This is a genomic window from Acinetobacter sp. CAU_H_S139_7 (genome assembly GCF_058599305.1).
In genome coordinates this window covers 3,079,071-3,104,731 of record NZ_CM178651.1, presented here as the reverse complement: position 1 = coordinate 3,104,731, position 25,661 = coordinate 3,079,071, and the positions used below count along the sequence as shown (strand labels likewise).

Here is a 25,661-nt window from a genome sequence, read left to right as displayed (position 1 = left end):
GTGTAAAGCATAGCCTAAATGGTCATTTTTTATTCAAATTCCGTATTTTTTAGGTCGCAGTAACTGTATGAATTCTACCCAACAATGGCAAAACGTGACGTGGTTTGAAGTGGACGAGCATCAAGCAGGGCAACGGATTGATAACTTTTTATTTAGCCGTTTAAAAGGTGTGCCTAAAAGTCGTATTTATCGCCTGATTCGTGAAGGTCAGGTTCGCGTGAATAAAAAGCGTATAAAAGCAGAAACTAAGTTGTCTATTGGTGACCAGATTCGTGTGGCCCCGATTCGCTATGAACAAAAAGATGAAAATGCGGCACCTGTTTCTGACAAAGTGGCACAGAGTTTACTGAGCCGTGTGGTGTATGAAGATGAGGGCTTGATGGTTGTCAATAAACCATCTGGCATTGCCGTGCATGGTGGCAGTGGTGTGGCTTATGGTCTGATTGAAGGCTTACGTGCGGCAACAGGTAAAAAATACTTAGAACTGATTCATCGTATTGACCGTGATACCTCAGGTTTGGTGATGATTTCTAAAAAGCGTAGTGTGTTAAAAAGTTTGCAAGACATGTTGCGTGAACACAAAATTAAGAAAACTTACGCTGCTGTAGTCAAAGGTGTGGTGAGTTTAGACAAGCAGTTAATTGATGCGCCTTTGCACCGTTATGAACTGGCCAATGGTGAGCGTCGTGTGCGTGTATCGAGCGAAGGTAAAGAGTCTAAAACGCAGTGGAATGTGGCTGAGCGTTTTATGCATGCAACCTTAGTTTATGCATCACCACTTTCAGGGCGTACCCATCAAATTCGTGTGCATGGTTTAAGCATTGGTCATCCACTGGTGGGTGACGATAAATATGGTCATGAAACAGAATATAAAGGGCCGAAGCCACGTCGTTTATGTCTGCATGCAATGCGTTTAGACATCCCTGGTTATGTACCGATTGAAGCGCCTTTGCCTGAAGATATGCAGAGTATTGTGGCGCAGTTAAGAGCGCAGAAGAAGGATTAATTCTTTTCCCTTTCATTTTAAGACATGGCTTTTGTTGAGTTGACGGAATGTCTTGTACGCGCTTTAAGCACTGATTTAAAGCGAAATGCAAGTCAGCTCAACGGTGACATCCTTGTCGCCATTGTGTAGCAAATGCATCGTGTAAATTGACTTTATAAAAGTAAATATTGGAACCCCAGAATGAACAAACCTGTAGAACTGATTATCTTTGATTGGGATGGGACATTATTTGATTCAGTGGGGCAGATTGTGGCGAGTTTACTGTTTGCCGCGCAGCAATTTGCACAGCCTTTAACTGCTGATGCAGCAAAAAGTATTATTGGTTTAGGTTTGCCAGAAGTCGCGCAGCGATTATTTCCTCAAGTGCCTGAGTTACATACTGAGATTTTGCAATGCTATGCCGAGCATTATGTGGCGAACTCGAAAGGTGATGTCTGGTTCGACGGCGTAGCCGATATGTTGAATGGCTTACGTGAAGCGGGTTTACAGTTGGCGGTGGCGACAGGTAAAAGTCGTAAAGGCTTAGATCGAGTATTGGCTCAAACACAGAGCCAAACACTATTTGTGACAACGCGTGCTGCCAGTGAGACTAAATCTAAACCGCATCCTTTAATGTTGGAAGAGATTTTAACTGAAACGGGTGTGTCTGCTGAACGCGCGATTATGGTCGGTGATACCAGTTATGATCTAGAAATGGCGCGTAATATTGCCATGCCGAGAATCGGGGTGAGTTATGGGGTGCATACACCTGAAACGCTCAGACAATATCAACCTTTGGCCATCGCGGATGATGTGCCGAGCTTGCAGCAGCATTTATTGCAATATGTTGACCTTAAACAAGTGATTTAACTTGAGTCGTCTAAATATATAGCCTGTGGAAGATGGTCTGAGTGAGCCTGCCAGTTTTAGGTCGATCATCTTCAAATCTTTTGTCTTTAGTATGTTTTAAGGCGAATGAACGGTTGATTGAATTGTTGGATTTCTGATTTGAAAAAGCTCTTTCATTGGGAGCTTTTTTTGTGAGGTTTCGTCGAAAGGACTTCAATCATCGTCTTTATATTGGATGGTTGTCATTTGAGCGGATGACAAAAAAATGAAAAACAGGGTACTTAGAGCGTGATAAAACCTGCCGCAACATTGATGCTAATAGCGAGAATAGAGGTATTAAAACCATAAGCTAAAATAATGTGCAGAATATTGAGAATACGCATCGAACGTGAGGTAATGGAAACATCCGCGGTTTGCGCAGAAGTGCCAATCACATAACTAAAATATAAAAAGTCGGGATAGGTCGGTTGAGCCGTTTTGGGAAAGTCTAAGCCTGCATCTTGTTGGTCTGCGAGAGCGAGATAATAGTCATGTGCATAATGAATGGCAAACACGGTATGCATAAAGAACCATGCGCTAATAATGGTGAGTAAGGACAGCGCTAAGTGCCCATATTTGATGGTTGGATCATTCGGAAGGTGAGTCAACTCCAATACAATCGCAATTAAGCACATGAGCAAAGTCATGATCACCAACAGTAGAATGATCCATTTACTGGCATCTTGCTGTTGTGCATGTTGCAGAATGTGTCGATGATCAACGGACCACAGGGTGGTCATGGTTTTAATTAAATAACTTGAGACGGCAATATTCCAACTGATCAATAAATTGGTCGACCAAGACCAGTCGGTAAATGTATTCAGCAGCGTAAAAAAAACAGCAGTCAGCAAAAAACTAATGAAAAAGAAGGGGCGAAATTTCATTGCTGTTTTTAAACGCTGCAAAGTGGGCATTGGCATAATCTTCTCCTTCTCTGTTTTATTATTTTTTCGTGCAGCTAAAGTCGCAAGATCTACTTCAGTACCTGTCTGTGTTCGGACTTCAGTTGTAGGGAACCTGACAAAAGCCAGTTTTTATTAGCCTATCCTAGCTTAAAAAGAATACAAATGAAAAAGCGAGATGTCATCGACATCGCTTAAAAACAAAAGGGTGAAAATACGCTTGTCTTACAGAGTATAGTTCTATGAGAAAGGCGCGTAATTATTTATTCAGAAAATAGTGGCGCGCCGAATGAGATGAGTAATTAGAACTCACTGCAGACTTATTCGCGGTTAATATCCAAATAAAATACCCGAGTCAGTAATTCTATAAATTTAATCACTGCTAGGGAGCTGTTATGTTTACGATAGTTCACATACAGATCCAAATACGGCAGCTCAACCTCAAGTGGACGAATTACCGTGTTGTTCAAGCTAAGTGGCGCAATGTAACCGGGTAAAATTGTACAGCCGAGCCCTAAGCCAATCGCGTTGATATTGAATAGAATGTTATCGGCTTTTTGCACAATATTGAATTCGATATTGTGCACTTTGGCAAATTCCAAAATGGTCTGGTGCAAAGTCTGTGACTGCTCGGCTGCGGGAATAATAAAATCAATGCCATTTAATGCTTTAACCGGAATTCGCTCGTATTGGGCCAAAGGATGGTCTTTCGGCAACAGGAAAATGAGTGGTTCACGCAGTACAAACTGGCTTTCGATTTCATCACTATGGACATTATTTCGTGTAAAGCTAATGTCCAACTCCCCTTTTTTCAGCAAACGCAATTGCTCAGTATTGTTCATACTGAATAACTCAATTTTTAACTCTGGGTTTTGCACTCGTAAATTGGGCAGGACATAAGGAAAAATTTTCATTTCCGCAACAGGAACAAAACCAATGCGCAGCATCTGCTGTTTGGCTTGTGACACTTGGCGTGCCATAGCAACCGCTTTGTCTGCCTGAGCTAGGGTTAGACGTGCTTGTTCAAGGAAAACAGCGCCTTCTTCCGTGAGTTCAACTTTTCGCTTGGTTCGATACAATAACTGCACACCGACATCTTCTTCAAGGTCTTTGATTTGCTGACTTAAAGAGGGTTGGGCGGTATAAAGTTTCAGTGCTGCTTTACTAAAGTTCAGTTCTTCAGCAACAGTAATGAAATAGCGAAGGTGTCTAAGTTCCATATAAATAACCCACTGACTAATCCAAAAAATGTCTTACTATGACTGAGGTAAAGTATAATCGATAAACAACGATGTCGTGAAGATGATTCAATTATTGAGAAAATAAATGATCTTGGGTTGATTTTTGAGATTTTCGTATATGAAATAACAGGTTTAATAATTGCTAAAAGGTATTAATTAAATATTGAAAATAGTTCATTCCAATCACCTGAAAATCGGGTGAGGTGAACTACATAAAAATACAATTGCGTTTTGCTGAAATTGGATATGATAAAAACATAAATATAATTTAATTGAACATATGGGCTAAAAATCGATATGGCAGATTCAAATAAACTGGTGGTCTATGCCGCGCTGTTGGGGAATTTAGCCATTGCGCTGGTAAAATTTATTGCGGCTTATTTGACCAACAGCTCTGCCATGTTGAGTGAAGCGATTCACTCTGTTGTGGATACCTTAAACGAAATTTTACTGTTATATGGATTGAAGAAGTCAAATAAACCTGCCAATTTTAATCATCCTTTTGGCTACGGGCGAGAGCTATATTTTTGGGCCTTCATTGTATCTCTTATGGTCTTTGCCTTAGGGGCATTGGTGTCTATGTACAATGGGATCATGCACATTTTGCATCCTGAACCCATTTTAAACCCGACCATCAATTATGTTGTACTTGGCTTTGCATTTGTAAGTGAAGGTATTTCATGGTGTGTTGCTCTGAAAGTGTTTCGTAAGGCGAAAGGTCAGCAAGGTTATTTTGAGGCCTTTCGTCGCAGTAAAGACCCCACCACGTTTACAGTTCTATTTGAAGACTCTGCTGCATTAATTGGTCTGTTGATTGCCTTTCTGGGTATTTATTTGACACATCGTTTAAATATGCCTGCACTGGATGGGGTGGCATCTATTCTGATTGGGCTGGTTCTGGCGGTGTCTGCTTTTCTGCTGGCACGAGAAACCAAAGGTTTGCTGCTCGGTGAGACCGCAGACCTGCATGTACGGCAAAATATCTTAAAAATTGCCCAAGACGATGAAGGCGTACTGTCGGCCAATGGCTTACTGACCGAGCAAATGGGTGCTAAACAGGTTTTGGCCTCGTTGAGTGTAGAATTTGAAGATCACCTCACTACCGATGAGATAGAAGCGTGTGTTAATCGCATTGAAGTAAAAATTAAACAAAAACATCCTGAAATTGTGGCACTCTTTGTGAAGCCACAATCAAAAAAAGTGTGGTTAGAGCGAATGCAAGGACGCTTGGAATAGGTTAAGGTAGAGGTCAGTTTTCAAAACTGGTCCTGTTACTGGTGTATTGCAATAAAGATAACGACATTAAATGAAGCCAAAATCAACTGAACTCCATTATCAAATTCCGACTGAAAATACCATGTCCCATACATGGCGACAGCCCGAATTTCAGTTTCTACACTCCGACCATTATAACGGGACTCGCTTTGTCAATTCGGTTCGTCGACCTGAGGGCCGTAGCCGAGGCGACTTGCTGAAATGGTTGATTAAGCGTAAATCTTCGACATGGAATGTGGATTTGGCGCAAGAGTATGCACACTTTCATGCCGATAAAAAAAGCTTGCCGCAAGATCGGCCCCATGCCGATTTAAAGGATTGGCAGGTGTGGTTTGTGGGTCATGCCACGGTATTACTTCAAATTGGGCCCTATAACTTATTGACCGATCCTGTATGGGCGGAACATGTCAGCCCGAAGCAAGGGCGGGGACCTCGCCGTGTTATGCCTGCTGGCATTGCCTTGGAAGATTTACCGACCATCCATGCGGTGCTCTTGAGCCACAACCACTATGACCATATGGATATTGCCAGTCTGAACTGGTTGTATGAGCGTTTCGCCATGCCCATTTACACAGGGCTAGGCAATGGATGGTATTTACCCAAGCACTTACAAGTATTGGAAATGGATTGGTGGCAGTCGGCGCGTCTGCATGATTTAAAACTGGTCTATACCCCAGCACAGCATGGTTCTGGCCGTGGGCTGCGTGATCAAAACCGTGCGTTATGGGGTGGGTTTAATATTCACTGTGGCGCTGACTATGCTTATTTTGCGGGCGATACGGGCTATTCACCGCACTTTAAAGAGCTGCATCAGCGTTTTGGCGCACCGCGAATTGCGTTACTGCCCATCGGGGCGTATGAACCGCGTGAGCTGATGCGCTATATGCATATGAATCCGCAAGATGCCTTTCAGGCACATAAAGACCTGCATGCCAAATGCTCGATGGCCATTCACTATCGTACCTTTCAGCTAACCGATGAAAGCCGTGAACAACCTGAAATTGACTTGAAAGTGGCGATGAAAAATAGCTCGAAGCTGATGAATCCGTTTGTCTGTTTAAGAGAAGGTCGACGTTTAAGCGTGTAATGGGCGCTTTATATGTAAGATTAGGTGATGGCTGGGACAAAAACAGTCATCACCGAGACCATAAGGACATCACCAAAATATCTTTCAAATAAAATCAAAAAAGCCGAAAGTATGCCTCTTTTTTGTTTAATTTTTGCTCAATCTGAGCCGCGCACATTGCTGGTAAGGTTTGTCTGAGTTTTGATCGATAAACTCAATTGAAAATGTCCATCAAACTCGTATAAAAATGCTTTCTTTTTGCTGTGTTTTCCTCGGGTCTTATCTTGTTGAAAAATTAAAATTCTTTTTTTCTTAAATGTTTACATGGAAGAATCCGATTATTTTTATTCGTAAAACTCGCTTTCGATTGTCATCAAAAGAGGCTATGTTAGAACAGTAATAATTACTTTAAACGGTTCATGATAATCATAATTTGATGATCAAATTTGGAGCTCGACATGACACAGAATATGCAAGCATCAGGCTGTCCATTTCACCAGAAAGATGGTGGACAAACGAGTTTAGCCAGCACCAATAATTCTGATTGGTGGCCGAATGCGCTCAATCTCGACATCCTGTCGCAACATGATAAAAAAACCAACCCGATGGATCCTGATTTTGACTATGCAGCTGCATTCAAATCATTGGATTTAGAAGCGGTGAAACAAGATCTCCGTGAACTCATCAACAGCAGCCAAGAATGGTGGCCATCTGACTATGGTAGTTACATTGGAATGTTTGTACGTACCGCATGGCACTTGGCGGGTTCTTACCGTAAACAAGATGGACGTGGCGGTGCCAACACAGGGAACCAACGTTTTGCACCTCTCAACAGCTGGCCTGATAACGTCAACACCGATAAAGGCCGTCGCCTACTTTGACCAATCAAACGTAAATATGGTAACAAAATTTCATGGGGCGATTTAATCGTTCTTGCAGGGACCGTGGCTTATGAAGAAGCAGGTCTGAAAACCTTTGGCTTTGGTGGTGGTCGTCTAGATATTTGGGCACCCGAAAAAGACATTTACTGGGGTGAAGAGCGTCAATGGCTGGCACCAACGGCAAACCGTTATGCCAATGACCAAGACCGTAAATCGCTTGAAAATCCATTAGCTGCGGTACAAATGGGATTAATCTACGTCAATCCAGAAGGGGTTGATGGCGTCCAAGATCCACTTCGTACTGCACAAGACATGCGTGTCACTTTTGACCGTATGGGAATGGATGATGAAGAAACTGTAGCACTCACTGCGGGTGGTCACACCGTAGGTAAAGCGCACGGAAATGGTAAAGCTCAAAACTTAGGGGCAGATGTCGAAAGCGCTGATGTGGAGTTTCAAGGTCTCGGTTGGCATAACTCTGAAGGTACAGGCAATGGCGCGAACACCATGGTCAGTGGTTTAGAAGGGGCTTGGACCACACACCCGACCAAATGGGATAACGAATTTTTCTATCTGCTGTTCACTTATGAATGGGAAAAAACTACTAGTCCTACGGGTGCGAAACAATGGGAACCGATTAACATCAAAGAGGAAGACAAACCTGTTGATGCACATAACCCCAATGTCCGTCGTAATCCAATGATGACTGATGCCGATATGGCACTCAAAATGGACCCTGAATACCGCAAAATTTCAGAGCGTTTTTATGCAGATCCAGCTTATTTATCTGAAGTGTTTGCACGTGCTTGGTACAAGCTGACTCACCGTGACATGGGACCAAAATCCCGCTACTTAGGTGCAGATGTGCCGAATGATGATCTAATTTGGCAAGATCCAATTCCATCGGTCGATTACGTTTTGTCTGAAGCTGAAATTGAAGAGTTAAAAGCGAAGTTGCTGAATAGTGGTTTAACTTCGGTTGAATTGATTAATACCGCTTGGGACAGTGCGCGGACTTTCCGTGGTTCAGACTACCGTGGTGGCGCCAATGGGGCGCGTATCCGTCTTGCGCCACAAAAAGACTGGGTGGGCAATGAGCCTGAGCGTTTAGCCAAAGTTTTGGCGAAGCTTGAAGAAATTCAGGCGGGCCTTGCGAAAAAAGTCAGTATTGCGGATTTGATTGTACTGGGCGGTACGGCAGCGGTTGAAAAAGCGGCGCATGCTGCGGGTGTGAATATCAAAGTTCCGTTCCTTGCAGGACGAGGTGATGCGACTCAAGAGCAAACAGATGTCTATTCTTTTGAAGATTTACTCCCGAAACATGATGGTTTCCGTAATTGGGTCAAAGAAGATTACAGCGTACAGCCTGAAGAAATGTTGTTAGACCGTGCACAATTACTCGGTTTAACTGCGCCTGAAATGACGGTGTTGGTTGGTGGTATGCGTGTACTCGGCACAAACTATGCAGGTACACCAGAAGGCATGTTGACGGCTCGTGTGGGTGTACTCAGCAATGACTTCTTTGTGAACTTAACGGATATGAAATATAACTGGAAACCCGTGGGTAAAAACCGTTATGAAATTGTAGACCGTGCGACAGGGGCAACCAAATGGACGGCGACACGTGTAGATTTAGTGTTTGGTTCAAACTCGATTTTACGTTCATATGCAGAAGTGTATGCGCAAGATGACAACAAAGAGAAGTTTGTAAAAGACTTTGTTGCCGCTTGGGTGAAAGTGATGAATGCAGACCGTTTTGATGTGAAGTAGTTTTCACTGGAATAAAAAAACCGCTCGAAAGAGCGGTTTTTTTATAGATCATGAGATGCTGATATTATTTGATTTATAAGTTTATTTTTGTATGGTGTGTATTGTGTTAATTTTAAAGTGGATTAATGCGATAGGAGTTATTCACATGTGCTTTTTCCAGCCTCTACCTGTTTAATACTAATACCGCTGTTATTTTCTAAAATACAAATTTGAGAGTTAAATGACTTATTAATAGTGCTTAAAGTAATTGTATAAGCTAAATTTTTTTCTAACTTATCTAATGGGATAGCTATACAATTTTTTTCACTAATAGGTAAGTCTGTTTTTGAGTAAGATTTTTCATATTCACTTTGATATTCTTTAGAAAAGTCAATTTTTGCAAAATGAACTAGAAAATTATCTTTTCCATAATCTTTAGATTCATTCGTGAAAAGACATAAATTATCATTAATAATTTTTGTATTAAGATCTCGACTCTGCTGATTACAACCTATAAGCACCATTGCTACAAAACTATATATTATTTTTTTCATAATCACGATTTCGGTAATAAATTTTTATTTGAGGGGTTAAGTAAAAAATCTCTTAATATTTTCTCAACATAGCCTAATAATTGTAAACTTTTTTGATGATGATCCCGTTTGGGATTAACTTTTTGTAAATAACAAGCATCAAACCAAAACTCAATAATTCTACCTTGTTGTTCAAAGTTAAAATCTTGAAATTTTTTATTTAAATCTCGACCTCCTAAGTCCGTGTCATAGGCTTCTAACTCATTGTCCGAGTCAACAGAATTGACCTCCGAAGTATATCCTCCTTTACATAATTGTTTTATCCCAAGCCAACCAGTTGATGTCCCCATTTGATATTGCCAAACATGTACCATTTCATGAATAAACCAATGACGGTTTTCACCTGTAGCTTTGCTATAGTCAGGTGTTTTTAAGTAATCATCTTTCGGTAAATAGATTTCCCCAGCAGGCGTCATGGCATTACCTGTTTTTGTATGTATTAAGCCACCTAAATGTATCCAGACCTTAGAGTAATCAATTGCATCTTTAAAAATCAGGCGAGACATAGCTATTTCACCAGAAGTTAACTGTCTTTTACTTCCGACTTTAATAATAGTAGCAGCTTGATTTTTCATCTCTGCATCTATTTTTTGTAATTTAGAAGTTATACTCTTTAAAACAGTATTTTTAGGATTTCCTCTGCCTGTTACTCTATTCGCCATGTTCATGATCCTCTAAAATTATTCTTATTTCTAGTTCTTCTTCTGTTTCACTAGTAATAAAATGAGTAAACCCTTCTTTATCCGTTTTACCGTGGAAAGTTTCACCATTCATGTATATTTCATAACATACATTAGCTAAAGGTTCTCCTGTTAACTCATCCTGTAGTACAAATTTTTGTCCGTATTTAAAATTAGGTTCAGCTACAAAACTATTAGTATTATTAGATACAATTTTTGGACTACTAGCCCCACTACTCATCACAGCTAAATCAGAAATTTTTAAATATTTTGATCCACAACTAGAGGTATCACCAACAGCAACAATGCTTTTTCCACCCACGATCATAAAACCTTGATTAGAAGCTATTGCACGTGATTGAACTTTACATTTAGGGCAAAATGAGTCATACCATCAAGATGTACTGCCTTACCTTCGACTAAAAAAGATGAGTCACCTAAAACAATGATTCCACCATGATCTGTTTTACAACCTACTGTGATTAATGCTTTCATTTATTTTTTATAATTTTTTAACGATATTGTTATTAAACCATAAGAATTAAATGATACAAAATTCCAAGGAATACCCTGAAATATTGATTCCATTTTAGATTATAGGGCTTACACGATCCTAATTTTAATATTGTTATATATATCAATTATTTAAAACTTAAATGTAAGCGCAAAAATGAATAGAATGCCTATTTTTATTCAAACTTAAGTTTTCCTAAACTTTGAACAATATCCTTTTCAAGTTCCTTCCACTCCTCAAACTCAGGCTCAACTAGCAAAGTCTGCGACACAAAGCCATAACACACTCGTTGCATATTTAAAGCCATATGCTTGAGCTGTTCATCATCTTGTATAGACGGCTCTAAAATGCTGCGCCACATTTGTACCATCATGGCATAGCTTTTACGGTAACTTTCAATATTTGAAATCTGCCGTTCCAGCAAAAAAGTCTGTGCCCAAAGAAACTGTCGAGCCTGAATCTGCTCAAGCTGAAAGTGAATAATTTGCTGTAAATAGTCCTCAAAAGTTAATTTTGTGGATAACTCCATCAGGCTTTGTGCATAACTTTTTAGCTGCTCCGCATTAGTTTTCACATGCTGGTGAATGGTCAATGCAACCAAATCTTCCTTCTTTGAAAAGTACTCATAAAAGGTACCCAAACCGACACCCGCCACATCGGTAATTTCCCGAATGGTAATTTCGTGCGCATGGCGCTCATGCAAAAGCCGAACAAAACTTTCTTGCAAAGCTTCTTGGGTGAGCTTGGCTCGCGACTGGCGCGGTCTACGGCGGACTTGGATCTCAGGATTCTTCATAGCACAAAGCTGAACATGGCAGACACAATTTTTCTCTATACTGAAATGAAAAGCACAGCATAACAAGAGCAAAGTGATATGAATACCGCATGGATGACCCATCAAATCAGCAATCAATTTGATGAACTGGAAAATTACAACTTGTTTGAAACCGATACCGTTTTAAAAGAAATTCTCACTCGTTATGGTAGTCAGGATCAGGCAAGACTCACAGAGATGGGCAAAGTTGTTGGTTCAGCGGAATATTATGACTATGCCGATCTCGCCAATAGGCATACGCCTATTTTACACGCCTTTGATGCTCGCGGACGCCGTAAAGACTTTATCGAGTTTCATCCTGCATGGCATAAATGGATGGGGTTAAATCGTCAGTTCGATACTCATGCACATCCGTTTAATCAGCCCAATTCATCCTCAAAATGGGTCGAGTGGGCAGCGCGTTTTTATTTGGCAGGGCAGGTGGAGTGTGGAAACTTGTGCCCAAATTCGATGACCTTAGGCAGTATTCCACTGATTCAACGCGAACCTGAACTGTGGGCTAAAATCGGCGATAAGTTACTTTCGACAGAATACGATGAACGTGATGTACCGATTAGCCAGAAAAAATCGATTTGGCTAGGCATGGGCATGACTGAAAAGCAAGGTGGTTCAGATGTGCGTGCCAATGAAACCATTGCTGTACCAGTCGCAGAGTCGGGACGCGGTCAAGCCTATTTGCTGACAGGGCATAAATGGTTTTTCTCTGCACCGATGTGTGATGCGCATTTGGTGGTGGCAAAGACGGAACAAGATGGTTTGGCCTGTTTCTTTGTACCGCGCTGGCTGGAGGATGGCACCAAGAATCCAATTCATGTGCAACGCTTAAAAGAAAAAGTCGGCAACCGAAGTAACTCTAGCTCGGAAGTCGAATTTAAAGAGGCGTGGGGCATCATGATTGGGGACGCTGGGCGCGGTATTCCCACCATTATAGAAATGGCGAATTACACCCGTTTAACCTGCTCAGTGGGCAGTACTGCCATGCTCAGACAAGCCTTGGTGCAATGCATTGCCTATACCCGTCAGCGTAAAGCCTTTGGTAAGCTTCTGGTTGAACAACCACTGATGCGCGCCGTACTGGCAGATTTAGTCTTAGAAACGGAAGCGGCAATGCAACTCAGTTTCCACTTGGCACACTGCTATGAAACGGATGATGCGCTGTCTGTGGCGTGGAAACGTATTATGACCCCAGCGTCGAAGTTCTGGATATGCAAACGTGCGGTTGAGCTGACAGGGGAAATGATGGAGGTTTTTGGCGGCAATGGCTATGTCGACAACGGCATCATGGCGCGTATTTTTAAAGAAGCGCCAGTCAATACCATTTGGGAAGGCTCAGGCAATGTCATGTGTTTGGATGTGCTGCGTGCTATCAGCCGTGATGTAGAGTCGATTGAAATCCTGTTTCAAGATTTGGCCACCACGGCTATGCAAGATGAACAGTTGAAACAAGAGCTGCAAAATCTATTTCAGTTGTTCCAGCAGGCACCTGAAGAACTACAATTTATGGGGCGCAGTTTGGTCAGCCGTTTGGTGATTTTGGCACAAGCAGTCCTACTGAAACGGCATGTACCAGACTATGTGGCTGATGGCTTTATTCAAAGCCGTTATAGTCCATTTCATGGTCGGGTTGTCGGGATGCTTGAGATGAAACAACCCGACGTAGAACGACTACTGCATAGAGCATTTGCAGCTTAAAGCATGTTATTGTACGGAAAGCTTTTGTGCTTCATCTTGTTCGAGTTTGACGTTGGGGCTGTCTTCAGCCTGAATAATATCAATCGGAATAAAGCGGACTTGAACAATGCTTGGGTTATCGTTCAAGTCTGGCAATAGCTTTTGATTGAGTGCTGCAATTTGCGCTGGGCTAGGCGGAATATCTCCACGGATAGAGACACGGACTAAAGTGAAATCATCTCTTTTATCGTATTGGATGGTATCAATAATATTATTGGCGTGGTTGAGTTCTGTGCTAATGGTCGCCTCGGTATTGCTTTCGTACAGCCGCGCATTGAGCATAGAATAAAAGTTAAACGATAAATAAATACCCAAAAGTGCCAAGAACATTAAGCTGACAGTATTACGTTTGAGGAATTCTTTGACTGTGCTTTGCACTTCTTCGCTGGAACCGCGTCTAAAGCCTGCGATCCAAAGGACTAAAGATGAGCTAATCTGAATGGCGAAGATATTGGTCACCGCCAGTAAAAACGCATTGGCTGAGTTTTTCCATTCCATATGTGCAAATAAAATCCCGCTGGCCACCAAGGGTGGAACTAAGGCTGTCGCAACGGCGACGCCCACTACGGCCACAGATAGGCGAGGGGATACTGAGGCAAAAGCACCTGCGGCACCTCCTGCTAAAGCAATCATCAAATCCAAAATGGTTGGCTGCGTGCGCGATAAAATTTCATTGGTCATAGGTAGGTCATAGTTCACCAGCCCTAAAATGATCCCAATGCTATAAATCATTGCAACGCCAAGTAACAAGGTCGACAACGCGGTTTTAAACAGCAGCCATCGGTTATCAATTAAAGCCAAGGCAATGCCTGAAATCGGCCCCAGCATCATGGCAACCAACATCGCGCCAATCACCACCGCAGCAGAGTTGGACAGCAGTCCATAGCCTGCAATAACGGCAGCCAAGGCATTCATAATAAAAAAGGTTTTGCTTGGCAGTGCATCCGCTTGGATGTTTAATCGGACTTTTTGGTGGTCAATTTTTTTGGAGTTTTCGCGCAAGGCCTGCTTATAACGAATTTTTTCTTTTAGAAACTCATACTTTTCTTGGTCTGGCGTATCTTTGACCACAATGGTTGCATCTTTGTCTTTTCCGAGTGGCATGGCGATGCTCTTATTTTGTCTGTGATTAAGATTTAATCTAGCGTTTTTATCAAGGGAAGCAAACAAAAAAATGGTGAGAAATAATATGATTCACGCTTCAATTTAAAATATGTTCTAGCCACTTTCTTTTTATTGAAGCGAGGCTTCTCGATTTTGTTGAACATCATTCATTAACAAGGACTTTTTAGCACCGAGCAGGACAGATTTTCTTGAAATCGCGAGGCCATTCAGAAAAAGACAGATCAATTACAGGTATTTAGCTGACCCTAGAGCATATTCTTGTTAGAACAAGACGCTACGATTGGAAATAATATTTTTCATCACCATGGTAGAGATGAGACGTTGCACATTTGGCAGTGCTGACAAGTGCTCATCATAGAGTTTTTGATAACTTTCTAAGTCATAGGTCACGACATGCAGCAAATAGTCGGGGTCACCAAAAAGTCGCTGCGCTTTCACAATTTGAGGAACCTTAAGAATCGCGTCTTCAAGACTTTGTACCGAATCTTTATCGCCATTTTTGAGCGTCACAAAAACAATGGTGGAGAAATTCAAGCCAAGCTGGGAGATATCCAACTGTGCGCGATAGCCTTTGATAATACCTGTATCTTCTAAGGCTTTGACTCTACGGTGACAGGGAGAGAGGCTAAGCCCTACCTTATGCGCCAACTCCGTAACAGATAAACGACCATCGGCTTGTAGTTCAGCAAGAATCTTCTTATCAATTTTATCCATGTGGAAGAATCTCCCCTTTTTAGGTGTTATTGCACAAATATTTGAAAGCACATTTTAGAGCCTAAAGGATATCCTTTCAAAATTATTTGATACAGATCATGTTTTGATTGGATTAAACCTCAAAACGGTGATGGATAAGAGAGGAAAGGGATGTCACTGAATATTATGATTGCATTTTGGGGTGTTTCGATCCTGTTTGTGATGACACCAGGTATAGATTGGGCCTATGCTATTTCGTCGGGAATACAGGGCAAAAGAGTCTTGCCTGCGGTAACCGGGTTATTAACAGGGCATTTGATGGCGGCACTGATTGTTGCAGCGGGTGTGGGCACATTGGTGACCAGTCAGCCCGTATTGCTTCAAGTACTCACGGGCGTTGGGGCTGTTTATTTGCTGTGGATGGGGCTGAGTCTGTCGATGCGTCCTGCAAGTATTAGCAGTGATCAGGTTGCCATTGCATCTTCAAAGTCATGGTACATTCGAGGCGTTTACTTGAGTGGATTAAACCCGAAAGTCCTGCTGTTATTTTTGGCTTTATTGCCGCCCTTTATCGACCCGCAAGCGGCTTTGTCGCCCACCTCTCAAATTGTTTTATTGGCGGGAATTCACCTTATGAGTTGTGCGGCTGTTTATTTCTTGGTTGGATTTAGTGCGCAGAAAGTTTTGGGCACACGCCCACAGGCTGCTAGGGTGGTCAGTCGAGTGTCAGGGGCATTGATGATGTTGATTGCGATGATTTTATTGTTAGAGCAGCTTTATGGCTAAGCGACATTTTAAGTATATGGATCAAAGGCAGTGCAAAATAAAGCATTGCCATAACCTGTAATTGAATTGGAAAATAGCGGATGAGTTGGTGATATAGGTTCAGCCAAAATCGCTTGTAATACGTTCAAAAAGGCGTAAAATTTCTAGCGCATCATCAGTGAGATGATCACATCAACAAGGTGAAAAAAATGGCAAAGAAGAAAGCTGAGCCAAAAGTTGTGATTCACAACTTCGTGGCTAAACATATGCATGAAGTCAACCAAAGCCAAGTCTTTGTAGACCGAAAGAAAAATGCAAAACGAGGCTATGACAAGCACAAAAAAGGGAGATATTCAGATGATTATCTCCCTTTTTTAATGCCTCTTCTTTGGGTTTAAAGACCTTTAAGCCGTCACAATACGTGTTGCGGATTTGACCATATCGGCCAAACCATGGGTTTTAAAATAATATTCCATCTGACTTTTCACAATGAGTGGATTACTCATTTTCAAGGCACGCTCTAGCAATTCGACCGCATCTGGCATTGGGACATGACAAATGGCTTTGCGTACACGCAGAATGTTGCTTGAGCTCATTGATAGGGTATTGAAGCCCATCGCCATCAATAAGATCGCAGACAAAGGATCGCCCGCCATTTCCCCACAAATACTGACTGGTTTGTTGTACTTATGACACTCTTTGACTAAGCGGGTGAGCGCACGTAAAACCGCAGGGTGGAAATGTGAGTAGACATTAGCAACACGTGGATTATTACGGTCAACGGCCAGTAAATATTGCGTTAGGTCGTTTGAACCCACCGAGAAAAAGTCAACCAACTCGGCAAATTCTTCAATCTGCAATAAGACACTTGGTACTTCGACCATGATCCCGATTTTTGGTTTGGTGATTTTGACCTGTTCTTCTTCTTGCACCGCGACCCAGTCACGCTCCAGTAAGTACAAGGCTTCTTCTACTTCGCTGACACTGGTCACCATTGGCAGAAGAATGTGTAGGTTGTTAAGACCAATACTGGCTTTGAGCATGGCACGAATTTGTGAAGAAAAAATTTCAGGGTGGTCGAGCGTAAAGCGAATGCCGCGCCAGCCCAATGCGGAGTTTTCTTCCTCAATTGAAAAATAAGGCAAGTCCTTATCTGCACCGATATCGAGGGTACGCATCACCACAGGTTTGTTGGCAAAGTGGCTCAACTGTTGACGATAAATCGCACGCTGTTCTTCTTCACCTGGGAAGCGATCACGCAGCATGAACGGAATTTCAGAGCGATATAGACCAACACCTTTGGCACCGCGTTGTACACCACGGACCACATCAATCATCAAGCCAGTATTGACGAACAGTTTGACTGCGACACCATCAGGGGTGATGGCATCTTTAGTTTCATACTGTTTTAAATCTTTGGCAATCAGTTCTTCTTCTTTTTGAATTTCTTTATAGCGACTACGTAAACGGCGAGGTGGATTAATGAACACACGCCCTTGGTGCGCATCGACTATCATTTCCACATCATCGAGGGTATTAATTGGCAGTTCAGTGACACCAACAACGGTTGGAATACCGAGTGCGCGCGCTACAATCACCATATGCGAGTTCATGGCGCCTTCGGTAGTTACGATGGCTGCAATTTTATCGACTGGCAGTTCAACCAAGGCTGCGGTTGAGATTTCTTCTCCAATCAGAATACTTTCATCGGTAAGTTCACGGTGGCTGGAGTCGGCTTCTTGCAAATAGGCCAAAATCCGTCGCCCGAGATCTTTTAAGTCCGCGGCACGTTCACGGAGATAGTCATCTTCCATCTGTTCAAACAGATCGATGTGATTATCGATGACGATACGCACCGCACCTTGTGCCCAGTTACCATCACGAATTTGTTCTTTAATTTCCGCTGGCAGCGCATTTTCATCCAACATGCGTAAGAACACGCTAAACAAGGCGCGCTCTTCCGCCATGAGGGCATCTTGCATTTTGTCATCAAGTGATTTGATTTCATCACGCACTGAGGTCAGGGCACGATCAAGCAGTTCTAATTCCTCACTGATGTCATCGGCTTCACGGTCAGGGACAGCCGCCAAATCCGCAGGGGGATAGAGAATGACGGCACGCCCTAATGCAATTCCACCTGAACCCGGGACACCTTGGAAGGTTTTATAGGCAGGTAGATTGCTGGGTTTACGAAATACATCGATATTGCCCACCGCATGCGCATGCGCAATGACCCCTGAAAGCTGAGCACAGAGCGTGACGAGGAATGATTCCGCAGCTTCACTAAAGTCTTGCGACTCTTTGTTTTGCACCACGAGCACGCCCATGACTTTACGGCGGTACATGACCGGTACACCGAGAAACGAGTTATAAATTTCCTCACCTGTTTCAGGTAAGTACATAAAACGTTCATGTTTCGGTGCATTGTCAAGGTTGACGATTTCTTCACGTTGTCCCACCAGACCGACCAAGCCTTCACTGGTATGCAGTGAAACATGGCCGACCGAATCGGGGTTCAAACCTTTCGATGCCATCAATAAATAACGTTGATTGCGTTCGTCTAGTAAATAGATGGAACAAACGTCAACATGCATGGCTTCCGCCACATGGTTGACCATAATGTCGAGTGATTCATGCAAACTGGTGGACGCATTGATTTCTTGTACAATGCGTCGAAGGGTATCCAGTTGCATATTCGACATCGCGTCTACTCCAAAAATAATGTGCGTCCAACTTATTTATAACAAGAGATCCTTAAAAAATCTGTAGGACGTCTAGATTTTTTAAGGCTTTTTTTGAGGGAGCTGATTGCACAGCTCCACCATCGCTTTGCGGTATACATCGCGTTTAAAATTTACAACTTGTCCCAGCGGGTACCAATAACTGACCCACTGCCATTGGTCAAACTCAGGCGGATCAGACAAATTCAAACGAATGTTCTGAGCGGGAGCAGTGAGTTTGAGTAAAAACCACTTTTGTTTTTGTCCAATACATACGGGATCGGAATCTGTACGAATGTATCGGTGCGGCAAACGATAACGCAGCCAACCTTTAGTTTGCGCTACAATTTGGACGTGTTCGGGCAGTAAGCCAACTTCTTCTCTCAGCTCACGATAAAGTGCCTGTTCAGGGGTTTCTCCATATTGGATACCTCCTTGTGGAAATTGCCAAGCATTGTGTCCAATGCGTTTTGCCCATAAAACTTGTCCAAACTCGTTTGCCAAAATGATCCCGACATTGGGTCGGAAACCTTCCGAATCGATCATTTGGCTACCTAAATATTGTGTAATTTATGACTTTGCGATCGGGGATTTTTATTTCTGTATCCAACTCGAAAAAAGCAAAGTTTAAAAATGTTAAAATTGCTATGATCTTAACGAATTTCTATCGACTAGCGGAGATAGATTTACAAATTTTTTCTTAAATTTCAGTTTTTACGAGTATTTTCATGAAATTGGCGCTATTTGATCTCGATCACACCTTGTTAAACACTGATTCAGATCATTCTTGGGGAGAGTTTTTGGTGAATGAAGGCTTGGTCGACCCAGTTCGCCATCGCGCCATGAACGATAAATTTTATGAAGACTACAAAGCAGGGCAGCTCGACCCGATTGCCTATAATGAATTTGTATTTGAATTTTTAACTCAACATGACAATACCTACCTGACTGAACTGCATGAACTATTCATGCACAAAGTGATTCGCCCGCAAATGCGTCCCGAAGGTTTTGCAGCCATTGAAAAGCACCGCGATGCTGGACATGCTTTGGTTGGCATTACCGCAACCTCTGATTTTATTACCGCACCAATTTTCCGTGAGTTTGGGATTAGTGAAATTATTGCGACCAATGCTGAAGTGGTTGAGGGTAAATACACGGGCAAAGTGATCAATACACCATGCTATCAAAAAGGCAAATTGACGCGTTTAGATCAATGGCTTGCAGGGCGTGATGTTAGCGAGTCTTGGGCGTATTCAGATTCCATCAATGATCGCTTTTTACTTGAATATGCTGACCATGCCATTGCCGTCAATCCAGATGACCGCCTAGAAGCATTGGCTAAAGAGCAGGCATGGGAAATCCAAGACTGGTCGATTTAAGTATCTGTCTTTAGTTGTTTGAAAAGGCTGCTTTCGGGCAGTCTTTTTTATTTGAAAGGCATCGATGTCAAAAATGAAAAGTGCGTAAAGCGATAATAAAATATCGGGCTATAGGTGGGCTGATCTTGGCAAATTAACCAAATATGCTATGTTGAACCTTGGCTAAAACTATTTTGACTATGAAAAATTAGAACATAAGCGTGGAGAAAAATATGAGTGTACGACCAAGAATGACCCACCTGTTTGAGCAACTCGGTTTAGATGCGAGTGAAGAGGCCATCGCCTTGTTTATTGTAACGCATCAGCTCAATGCACAAACCACGATTGTTGACGCAGAGTATTGGACTGAAGCGCAACGTCAGTTTTTGGCAGAAAAAATTAAATCGGACGGTGAATGGGCCATTATTGTAGACCAGTTGAATGAATCCCTGCATGAAGATTCACTGATCCAAAAATAAGTAGAACTCAAAGAGGCTGAGCATCAAAGCTTTGCCTCTCTTGATAAAAATAAGATAAAAGTAGAAATTTATGTCTCTCGATCATCAAGCTTTTCCTGACTCTACGTCTTTAGATTCTGTAGCTTCAGTTAATCAATTGGAACAAGATCGTGCCCTGTTTATAGGTGTGAAATATGAGTCTTACTATCAAGCTCAATTTGAAAAAATCACGCCAAGGAAACAATATGCAGGTTTTAATATTGCCGACTTTTTCTTAGGTGTGGTCTGGTTATTTTATCGAAAAATCTACAGTTATGGCTTTATGGCCATTGGTTTGATTGTGGTCATAGGGATGGTTGAAATACTTTTGGGGATTGAAAGTTCTGGTGCAAATATTGGCTTGGCCGTAGCATTTGGAATGTTTGGGAAGACCTTGTATAAGCATCATGTCGATCAGCAGATTGCCAAAATTCGCCAATTTGGAAATAGCAACGTCAATACGGAATTAGAAAATCGTGGGGGTACAAATATCGTAGCAGGTTCGATCTTGCTGGTGATTTGGCTTGGGCTGGTTGCACTGGCTATTAGTGCTTCTTAATTCGCCCGCGCAAAATAAAAAACCATCCTTGTGGATGGTTTTTTAATGCTTGTAAAGCTTAGTTCATCATTGCAATCAGCTCTTGCACCGCACGAGATTGGGTTCTGCCCGGATGCCAAACCATACCAAGTTGACGGTTCATTTCGAACTTCACATTCAACTGCTGTAGGTCTTGGTTAATCATCGTTTTTGGAAGCACTGACCAACCCAGTCCAATCGATGCCAACATACGAATCGATTCGAGTGGATTATTGCTCATGGTGATTTTAGGTTTCAGCCCTTGTTTTTCAAACTCTGCTAGTGTGATTTGGCTGGTATAGGTTTGTGATGCAGGCAATAAACTTGGGTACTGAATCAGGTCTTCGAGTTGTAAGTTTTGCATTTGTGCCAGCGGATGAAATGGCGCTGCTACAAAAACTAAAGGATCTTCCCAAATGGTGACGTACTGCAAACGTTCATCGAGTTTGGGTGGAAGCGTTAAAAAAGCCAATTCTAAGTCGCCAGCCAGTACTTTTTCATGCGCTTGCTCGGAGTCGACAAAGTGCACATCTAAGGTGACATTTGGAAAGCTTTGCACATAGCTACGCAAATGGCTCGGCAAGTGATGTAAACCAATATGGTGACTGGTGCCAATTTTGAGTTTGCCTTGGACCATGCCTTGTTCATGACTCAAGGTGTGATGAATGTCACCCAGTTCATTGAGCCAGTTTTTGACTTTAGGCAGCAGTGAATGCGCGGCATGTGTGGCTTGTACACCACGACCAGCAGACTCAAAAAGTTTCACACCAAAATATTCTTCTAAACTATGAATACGTTTGGTTACAGCAGGTTGCGTAATGAAGAGTTGATCTGCGGCTAAAGAAATAGAGCCGGTTTCCATGACTTTTACAAAAGCTTCGAAGGCTGCAAGATTCATAAGGATAATCTAGTTATGAAAGTATAATTAAATTATAAAATAATTTTATATGAATTGCGATCTTTAAAATGAACGGGAGCTTATTGGATCTGAACTGAAATAAAAAAGATCACTTGATGTGATCTTTTGGAGAGTTGAGAGGGCGCTTGATATAAGGGCTTAAGCAGGAATATTTTCTTCGGTAGTACGGTTCTTTTTCTCCCAAATACGTTCATGGAAAAAGAATGCGAAGGCTTGAACGGTTGGTTCTAATAAGCTGAGGGTGACCGCCATCCATAAGTTACCTGTGACAAAGTAAGCCACAATCATGGCCACAGTAATGTGCATGATGTAATAGCTTAGGGTTTTTTTGAATATGCGCTGATTGTTCGCTACAAATTTCTGAATGTTCGCCATGATAAATACCCTCTCAATAATGCTTTTCATTTGTAAATAGTAATTATTATCATTAATAAAGTCAAAATGAAATTTTAATTGCTCGTGATTGGGCTTTTGAATGCAAGGAGACGGAGTAGATTGTTTGGGATGTTTGACTTGAGAAAACAAGCTTCTGTAGATTTCACTCTTTAGTCTATGCATAGGTCGCTGTCTTTCTATTCACATCAACGAAGGGGGACTTCAAAAGCATCGGTCTAGAGGGGATAAACCTTGCATGGCTGAGCAGAGACATATACTGCGAGGCCTACAATAGGTTGATAATTAGGCTATAGCGCTTGAATTAAAACCAGCGGTGAGGGCTTGTCATCAAAGGGATTGAAACAAAGAGGTATGAATTTAAAATAATTCCAAAAAGTTTCTAAATTAATAAAAATGATAAATTAGATTTATGTGAAATCGTCGCTATAATCGATTTTAATGAAAGAATTACCCAGTCCAGTGGAGTCAATCGACATGGCAGGCGAAAACCAACAAGCAAAAACATTGTATGACAAATTGTGGGATGACCACTTAGTAAAACAACGCGACGATGGCTCGGCTTTACTCTATATCGACCGTCATTTATTACATGAAGTGACTTCTCCGCAAGCCTTTGAAGGTTTACAACTTGCGGGTCGTAAACCATGGCGTTTAAGTGCGAATGTGGCAACCCCTGATCATAACGTTCCAACATCGACCAAAGAGCGTTCGGAAGGAATCGCAGGTATTGAAGATGATACTTCACGTATCCAAGTTCAAACCTTAGACGACAACTGTAAAACCTTTAATGTGGTGCAGTTTGACATTAATGATGTCCGTCAAGGAATTGCACACGTGGTCGGGCCTGAGCAAGGTTTGACTTTACCGGGTATGACGGTGGTGTGTGGAGACTCTCATACGGCAACACATGGTGCATTTGGCTGTTTAGCGCACGGGATTGGGACATCTGAAGTGGAGCATGTATTGGCAACCCAATGCTTGGTTCAAAAGAAGATGAAAAACATGTTGGTGCGTGTTGATGGTCAATTGGGTCAGGGCGTAACACCGAAAGATGTGGTTTTAGCCATCATTGGTAAAATTGGTACTGCGGGTGGTACAGGTCACGCGATCGAATTTGGTGGTCAAGTCTTCCGTGATATGTCGATCGAAGGTCGTATGACGGTGTGTAATATGGCGATTGAAGGCGGCGCACGTGTGGGTATGGTCGCTGTCGATGACAAAACCATTGCCTATGTTAAAGACCGTCCATATGCACCACAGGGCGCACAGTGGGATGCTGCAGTTGCGTATTGGAATACCTTACATTCGGATGCAGATGCGCATTTTGACACAGTAGTTGTATTGCAAGGTGAAGAGATTGAGCCACAAGTGTCTTGGGGTACATCGCCTGAAATGGTGATTCCAGTGACTCAAGCTGTACCAACTTTAGAACAAGCCAAAGATGAAGTGCAACGCAATGATTGGACGCGTGCTTATAGCTACATGGGTTTAACCGCAGGTCAGGCGTTGGCAGATATTCAGTTAGACCGTGTTTTTATTGGTTCATGTACCAACTCTCGAATTGAAGATATTCGTGCCGCGGCTGAAGTTGCCAAAGGCAAAAAAGTGGCAAGTACCATTAAACAAGCCATGGTGGTTCCAGGGTCTGGTTTAGTCAAAGCTCAAGCAGAAGCTGAAGGCTTAGACAAAGTTTTGATTGAAGCTGGCTTTGAATGGCGTGAGCCAGGTTGTTCAATGTGTTTAGCCATGAATGCAGACAAATTACAACCCGGTGAGCACTGTGCATCGACCTCTAACCGTAACTTCGAAGGTCGTCAGGGCAATGGCGGGCGTACGCATTTGGTGAGCCCAGCAATGGCAGCCGCAGCAGCGATTGCAGGTCACTTTGTCGATGTGCGTTCATTTTAATTCGGGCTTGGGAGCATAGACATGAAAAAATATACCGTTGAACAGGGTATCGTTGCACCTTTAGACCGTGCCAATGTCGATACAGACTTGATCATTCCAAAACAGTTTTTGAAATCCATTAAACGAACGGGTTTTGGTGAAAACTTATTTGATGAATTGCGTTATTTAGATGAAGGTTTTTTGGGACAAGACAATTCCAAACGTCCTAAAAACCCTGATTTTGCATTGAATCAGCCACGTTACCAAGGGGCCAGCATCTTAATTTCTCGTGCGAACTTTGGTTGTGGTTCAAGCCGCGAACATGCGCCGTGGGCATTGGAAGAATATGGTTTCCGTACTGTGATTGCACCCAGCTATGCCGACATTTTCTTTAATAATAGTTTCAAAAATGGCATGTTGCCTGTGATTTTGTCTGAAGAGATTGTTGATCAACTTTTCAAAGAATGTGCAGAGACAGAAGGTTATCAGCTAACGATTGATTTGGGCGCGCAAGAAGTGCGTACACCATCGGGTGAAGCCTTCACATTTGAAGTCGATCCATTTCGTAAGCACTGTTTGTTAAATGGTTTGGATGATATTGGGTTAACTTTACAGGTTGCAGATGACATCAAAGCCTATGAAGAAAAGACCAAAGCATCACGTCCGTGGGTGTTTGCTGAAATTCATGCTTAATTGAAAATTCGATGCATCTAGTGCTTGGGGCCATCTCTTGTTAATATCGAGCAAAAGAATTTTAAACGTTTTGCTACTGGTAAAGGTTGGGCTTGAACAATGGTGACGAGTTACAGTCGTATCGCTCTACTGGCGTTGGTGGGAACATTAACTGCCTGCCAAAGTATGAATACGGCAAGCATAAAGCGGATTCAGGATACCCCAGCGAGTAAAAATAATGCGCAGCTTTACTGTACTGGTACGGTGAGCTGCGAATTTGAACGATGGAATCAGATCAAAATTGTGGATGCAGACAATCATCGTGTTAGCCGTGAGGCCATTCGAGAGCAGGTCGTGCGTCTAAAACGAGATGATTTGAATGAAGCGAATGCCTTGTTTCTGTCAGTGCCAGCGGGGCAACATGAACTGGTGATTCGCTTCTATCCTGTTTCGGTCGATCGCGCTGAAACGCTGCATGTCATTCATCGTTTTAAGCCTGCGGAACGCTACACCTTTAGAATGTTCCGTGCACGCAGTCGACATCAGGGAAGCTTGTTGAATATGTCTGCACCTGACCCTTTATGTGTCGATTTAAAGCAAAACCAAAGAACAATTCGTCGTTTTTGCAAACCTTACAATGTCTTAAATGGCTTGGGCGAGTTTGTAGAACAAAAACTTTAATCGTGTGAGTCAGAACTCACCAACAATGGAA

24 protein-coding genes and 2 pseudogenes are annotated in these 25,661 nt (G+C 42.4%); 14 read left to right on the top strand and 12 right to left on the bottom strand.

Features of this window, described 5'->3' with window-relative positions; genetic code table 11:
* Window positions 1–67: 67 nt before the first annotated feature.
* Together AC4MC0_RS15105 and AC4MC0_RS15100 are read left to right on the top strand one after the other, a co-directional pair.
* Complete coding sequence (locus tag AC4MC0_RS15105; protein WP_078388580.1) at window positions 68–1,006, top strand: RluA family pseudouridine synthase; 939 nt, start codon at window positions 68–70, stop codon at window positions 1,004–1,006.
* A gap of 180 nt (window positions 1,007–1,186) precedes the next feature.
* A complete protein-coding gene (locus AC4MC0_RS15100) occupies window positions 1,187–1,855 on the top strand; it encodes an HAD-IA family hydrolase (protein ID WP_333654998.1) in 669 nt (222 codons plus the stop codon).
* Between the two features lie 260 nt (window positions 1,856–2,115).
* On the opposite strand, the gene AC4MC0_RS15095 is transcribed toward AC4MC0_RS15100, so the two are convergent.
* Both AC4MC0_RS15095 and hcaR read right to left on the bottom strand, forming a co-directional pair.
* Window positions 2,116–2,793, bottom strand: coding sequence for a DUF1345 domain-containing protein (locus AC4MC0_RS15095; protein ID WP_078390414.1), 678 nt, complete (start codon window positions 2,791–2,793; stop codon window positions 2,116–2,118).
* A gap of 302 nt (window positions 2,794–3,095) precedes the next feature.
* Window positions 3,096–3,995, bottom strand: a complete 900-nt coding sequence (gene hcaR, locus AC4MC0_RS15090; protein WP_335997617.1) for a DNA-binding transcriptional regulator HcaR — start codon at window positions 3,993–3,995, stop codon at window positions 3,096–3,098.
* Between the two features lie 318 nt (window positions 3,996–4,313).
* Between hcaR and AC4MC0_RS15085 the strand changes: the two genes are divergently transcribed.
* From AC4MC0_RS15085 to katG, 3 genes and pseudogenes are all read left to right on the top strand, one after another.
* The gene (locus AC4MC0_RS15085; RefSeq protein ID WP_335997619.1) at window positions 4,314–5,252 is read left to right on the top strand and encodes a cation diffusion facilitator family transporter; all 939 of its coding nucleotides are present in this window, start codon (window positions 4,314–4,316) and stop codon (window positions 5,250–5,252) included.
* Between the two features lie 70 nt (window positions 5,253–5,322).
* Window positions 5,323–6,378 carry an MBL fold metallo-hydrolase gene (locus tag AC4MC0_RS15080; RefSeq protein ID WP_078425250.1) on the top strand — a complete coding sequence of 352 codons (1,056 nt, stop codon included), beginning with the start codon at window positions 5,323–5,325 and terminating at the stop codon, window positions 6,376–6,378.
* A gap of 437 nt (window positions 6,379–6,815) precedes the next feature.
* A pseudogene (katG, locus tag AC4MC0_RS15075) lies at window positions 6,816–9,008 on the top strand (catalase/peroxidase HPI).
* Window positions 9,009–9,145: 137 nt separating this feature from the next.
* Here katG and AC4MC0_RS15070 read toward each other — a convergent pair.
* The 4 genes and pseudogenes from AC4MC0_RS15070 to AC4MC0_RS15055 form a co-directional block, all read right to left on the bottom strand.
* Complete coding sequence (locus tag AC4MC0_RS15070; RefSeq protein WP_335343051.1) at window positions 9,146–9,547, bottom strand: NF045616 family extracytoplasmic (lipo)protein; 402 nt, start codon at window positions 9,545–9,547, stop codon at window positions 9,146–9,148.
* Window positions 9,544–10,242, bottom strand: a complete 699-nt coding sequence (locus tag AC4MC0_RS15065; RefSeq protein WP_004692561.1) for a hypothetical protein — start codon at window positions 10,240–10,242, stop codon at window positions 9,544–9,546. Before AC4MC0_RS15065 ends, AC4MC0_RS15070 begins: the two co-directional genes overlap by 4 nt.
* A pseudogene (locus AC4MC0_RS15060) lies at window positions 10,232–10,755 on the bottom strand (PAAR domain-containing protein). Before AC4MC0_RS15060 ends, AC4MC0_RS15065 begins: the two are co-directional and overlap by 11 nt.
* 194 nt (window positions 10,756–10,949) lie before the next feature.
* Window positions 10,950–11,570: a TetR/AcrR family transcriptional regulator gene (locus tag AC4MC0_RS15055; RefSeq protein WP_335997624.1), complete on the bottom strand. Its 621-nt coding sequence runs from the start codon at window positions 11,568–11,570 to the stop codon at window positions 10,950–10,952.
* Window positions 11,571–11,648: 78 nt separating this feature from the next.
* Between AC4MC0_RS15055 and AC4MC0_RS15050 the strand changes: the two genes are divergently transcribed.
* Window positions 11,649–13,301 (top strand): acyl-CoA dehydrogenase family protein, encoded by a 1,653-nt coding sequence (locus tag AC4MC0_RS15050; RefSeq protein WP_335997626.1) that lies wholly within the window; start codon window positions 11,649–11,651, stop codon window positions 13,299–13,301.
* A 6-nt stretch (window positions 13,302–13,307) separates the two neighbouring features.
* On the opposite strand, the gene AC4MC0_RS15045 is transcribed toward AC4MC0_RS15050, so the two are convergent.
* Both AC4MC0_RS15045 and AC4MC0_RS15040 read right to left on the bottom strand, forming a co-directional pair.
* Entirely contained in the window at window positions 13,308–14,444 is a 1,137-nt protein-coding gene (locus AC4MC0_RS15045) for a DUF389 domain-containing protein (RefSeq protein ID WP_335997628.1), read from the bottom strand.
* Between the two features lie 282 nt (window positions 14,445–14,726).
* The gene (locus AC4MC0_RS15040) at window positions 14,727–15,179 is read right to left on the bottom strand and encodes an Lrp/AsnC family transcriptional regulator (RefSeq protein WP_005400872.1); all 453 of its coding nucleotides are present in this window, start codon (window positions 15,177–15,179) and stop codon (window positions 14,727–14,729) included.
* Window positions 15,180–15,329: 150 nt separating this feature from the next.
* Between AC4MC0_RS15040 and AC4MC0_RS15035 the strand changes: the two genes are divergently transcribed.
* Both AC4MC0_RS15035 and AC4MC0_RS15030 read left to right on the top strand, forming a co-directional pair.
* Window positions 15,330–15,944: a LysE family translocator gene (locus AC4MC0_RS15035; RefSeq protein WP_005400871.1), complete on the top strand. Its 615-nt coding sequence runs from the start codon at window positions 15,330–15,332 to the stop codon at window positions 15,942–15,944.
* 188 nt (window positions 15,945–16,132) lie between these two features.
* Window positions 16,133–16,321 carry a DUF7230 family protein gene (locus AC4MC0_RS15030; RefSeq protein WP_004649914.1) on the top strand — a complete coding sequence of 63 codons (189 nt, stop codon included), beginning with the start codon at window positions 16,133–16,135 and terminating at the stop codon, window positions 16,319–16,321.
* A 6-nt stretch (window positions 16,322–16,327) separates the two neighbouring features.
* On the opposite strand, the gene ptsP is transcribed toward AC4MC0_RS15030, so the two are convergent.
* The gene (gene ptsP / locus AC4MC0_RS15025) at window positions 16,328–18,625 is read right to left on the bottom strand and encodes a phosphoenolpyruvate--protein phosphotransferase (protein WP_004978924.1); all 2,298 of its coding nucleotides are present in this window, start codon (window positions 18,623–18,625) and stop codon (window positions 16,328–16,330) included.
* An 81-nt stretch (window positions 18,626–18,706) separates the two neighbouring features.
* Entirely contained in the window at window positions 18,707–19,189 is a 483-nt protein-coding gene (locus AC4MC0_RS15020) for an RNA pyrophosphohydrolase (RefSeq protein ID WP_004692547.1), read from the bottom strand.
* 182 nt (window positions 19,190–19,371) lie between these two features.
* On the opposite strand from AC4MC0_RS15020, the gene AC4MC0_RS15015 reads away from it, so the two are divergent.
* From AC4MC0_RS15015 to AC4MC0_RS15005, 3 genes are all read left to right on the top strand, one after another.
* Window positions 19,372–20,022, top strand: coding sequence for an HAD family hydrolase (locus tag AC4MC0_RS15015; RefSeq protein WP_005400870.1), 651 nt, complete (start codon window positions 19,372–19,374; stop codon window positions 20,020–20,022).
* Window positions 20,023–20,234: 212 nt separating this feature from the next.
* Window positions 20,235–20,480, top strand: a complete 246-nt coding sequence (locus tag AC4MC0_RS15010) for a DUF2789 family protein (RefSeq protein ID WP_004978928.1) — start codon at window positions 20,235–20,237, stop codon at window positions 20,478–20,480.
* Window positions 20,481–20,550: 70 nt separating this feature from the next.
* A complete protein-coding gene (locus tag AC4MC0_RS15005) occupies window positions 20,551–21,057 on the top strand; it encodes a DUF2628 domain-containing protein (RefSeq protein ID WP_176537100.1) in 507 nt (168 codons plus the stop codon).
* Window positions 21,058–21,115: 58 nt separating this feature from the next.
* On the opposite strand, the gene AC4MC0_RS15000 is transcribed toward AC4MC0_RS15005, so the two are convergent.
* Window positions 21,116–21,973, bottom strand: a complete 858-nt coding sequence (locus tag AC4MC0_RS15000; RefSeq protein WP_004692542.1) for a LysR family transcriptional regulator — start codon at window positions 21,971–21,973, stop codon at window positions 21,116–21,118.
* Window positions 21,974–22,132: 159 nt separating this feature from the next.
* Window positions 22,133–22,369 (bottom strand): DUF2061 domain-containing protein, encoded by a 237-nt coding sequence (locus tag AC4MC0_RS14995; protein ID WP_004692541.1) that lies wholly within the window; start codon window positions 22,367–22,369, stop codon window positions 22,133–22,135.
* Between the two features lie 495 nt (window positions 22,370–22,864).
* Between AC4MC0_RS14995 and leuC the strand changes: the two genes are divergently transcribed.
* From leuC to AC4MC0_RS14980, 3 genes are all read left to right on the top strand, one after another.
* Entirely contained in the window at window positions 22,865–24,298 is a 1,434-nt protein-coding gene (leuC, locus tag AC4MC0_RS14990) for a 3-isopropylmalate dehydratase large subunit (protein ID WP_148826790.1), read from the top strand.
* A gap of 21 nt (window positions 24,299–24,319) precedes the next feature.
* The gene (gene leuD, locus AC4MC0_RS14985; RefSeq protein ID WP_335997637.1) at window positions 24,320–24,970 is read left to right on the top strand and encodes a 3-isopropylmalate dehydratase small subunit; all 651 of its coding nucleotides are present in this window, start codon (window positions 24,320–24,322) and stop codon (window positions 24,968–24,970) included.
* Window positions 24,971–25,069: 99 nt separating this feature from the next.
* Complete coding sequence (locus AC4MC0_RS14980; protein ID WP_335997639.1) at window positions 25,070–25,630, top strand: hypothetical protein; 561 nt, start codon at window positions 25,070–25,072, stop codon at window positions 25,628–25,630.
* Window positions 25,631–25,661: the final 31 nt, after the last annotated feature.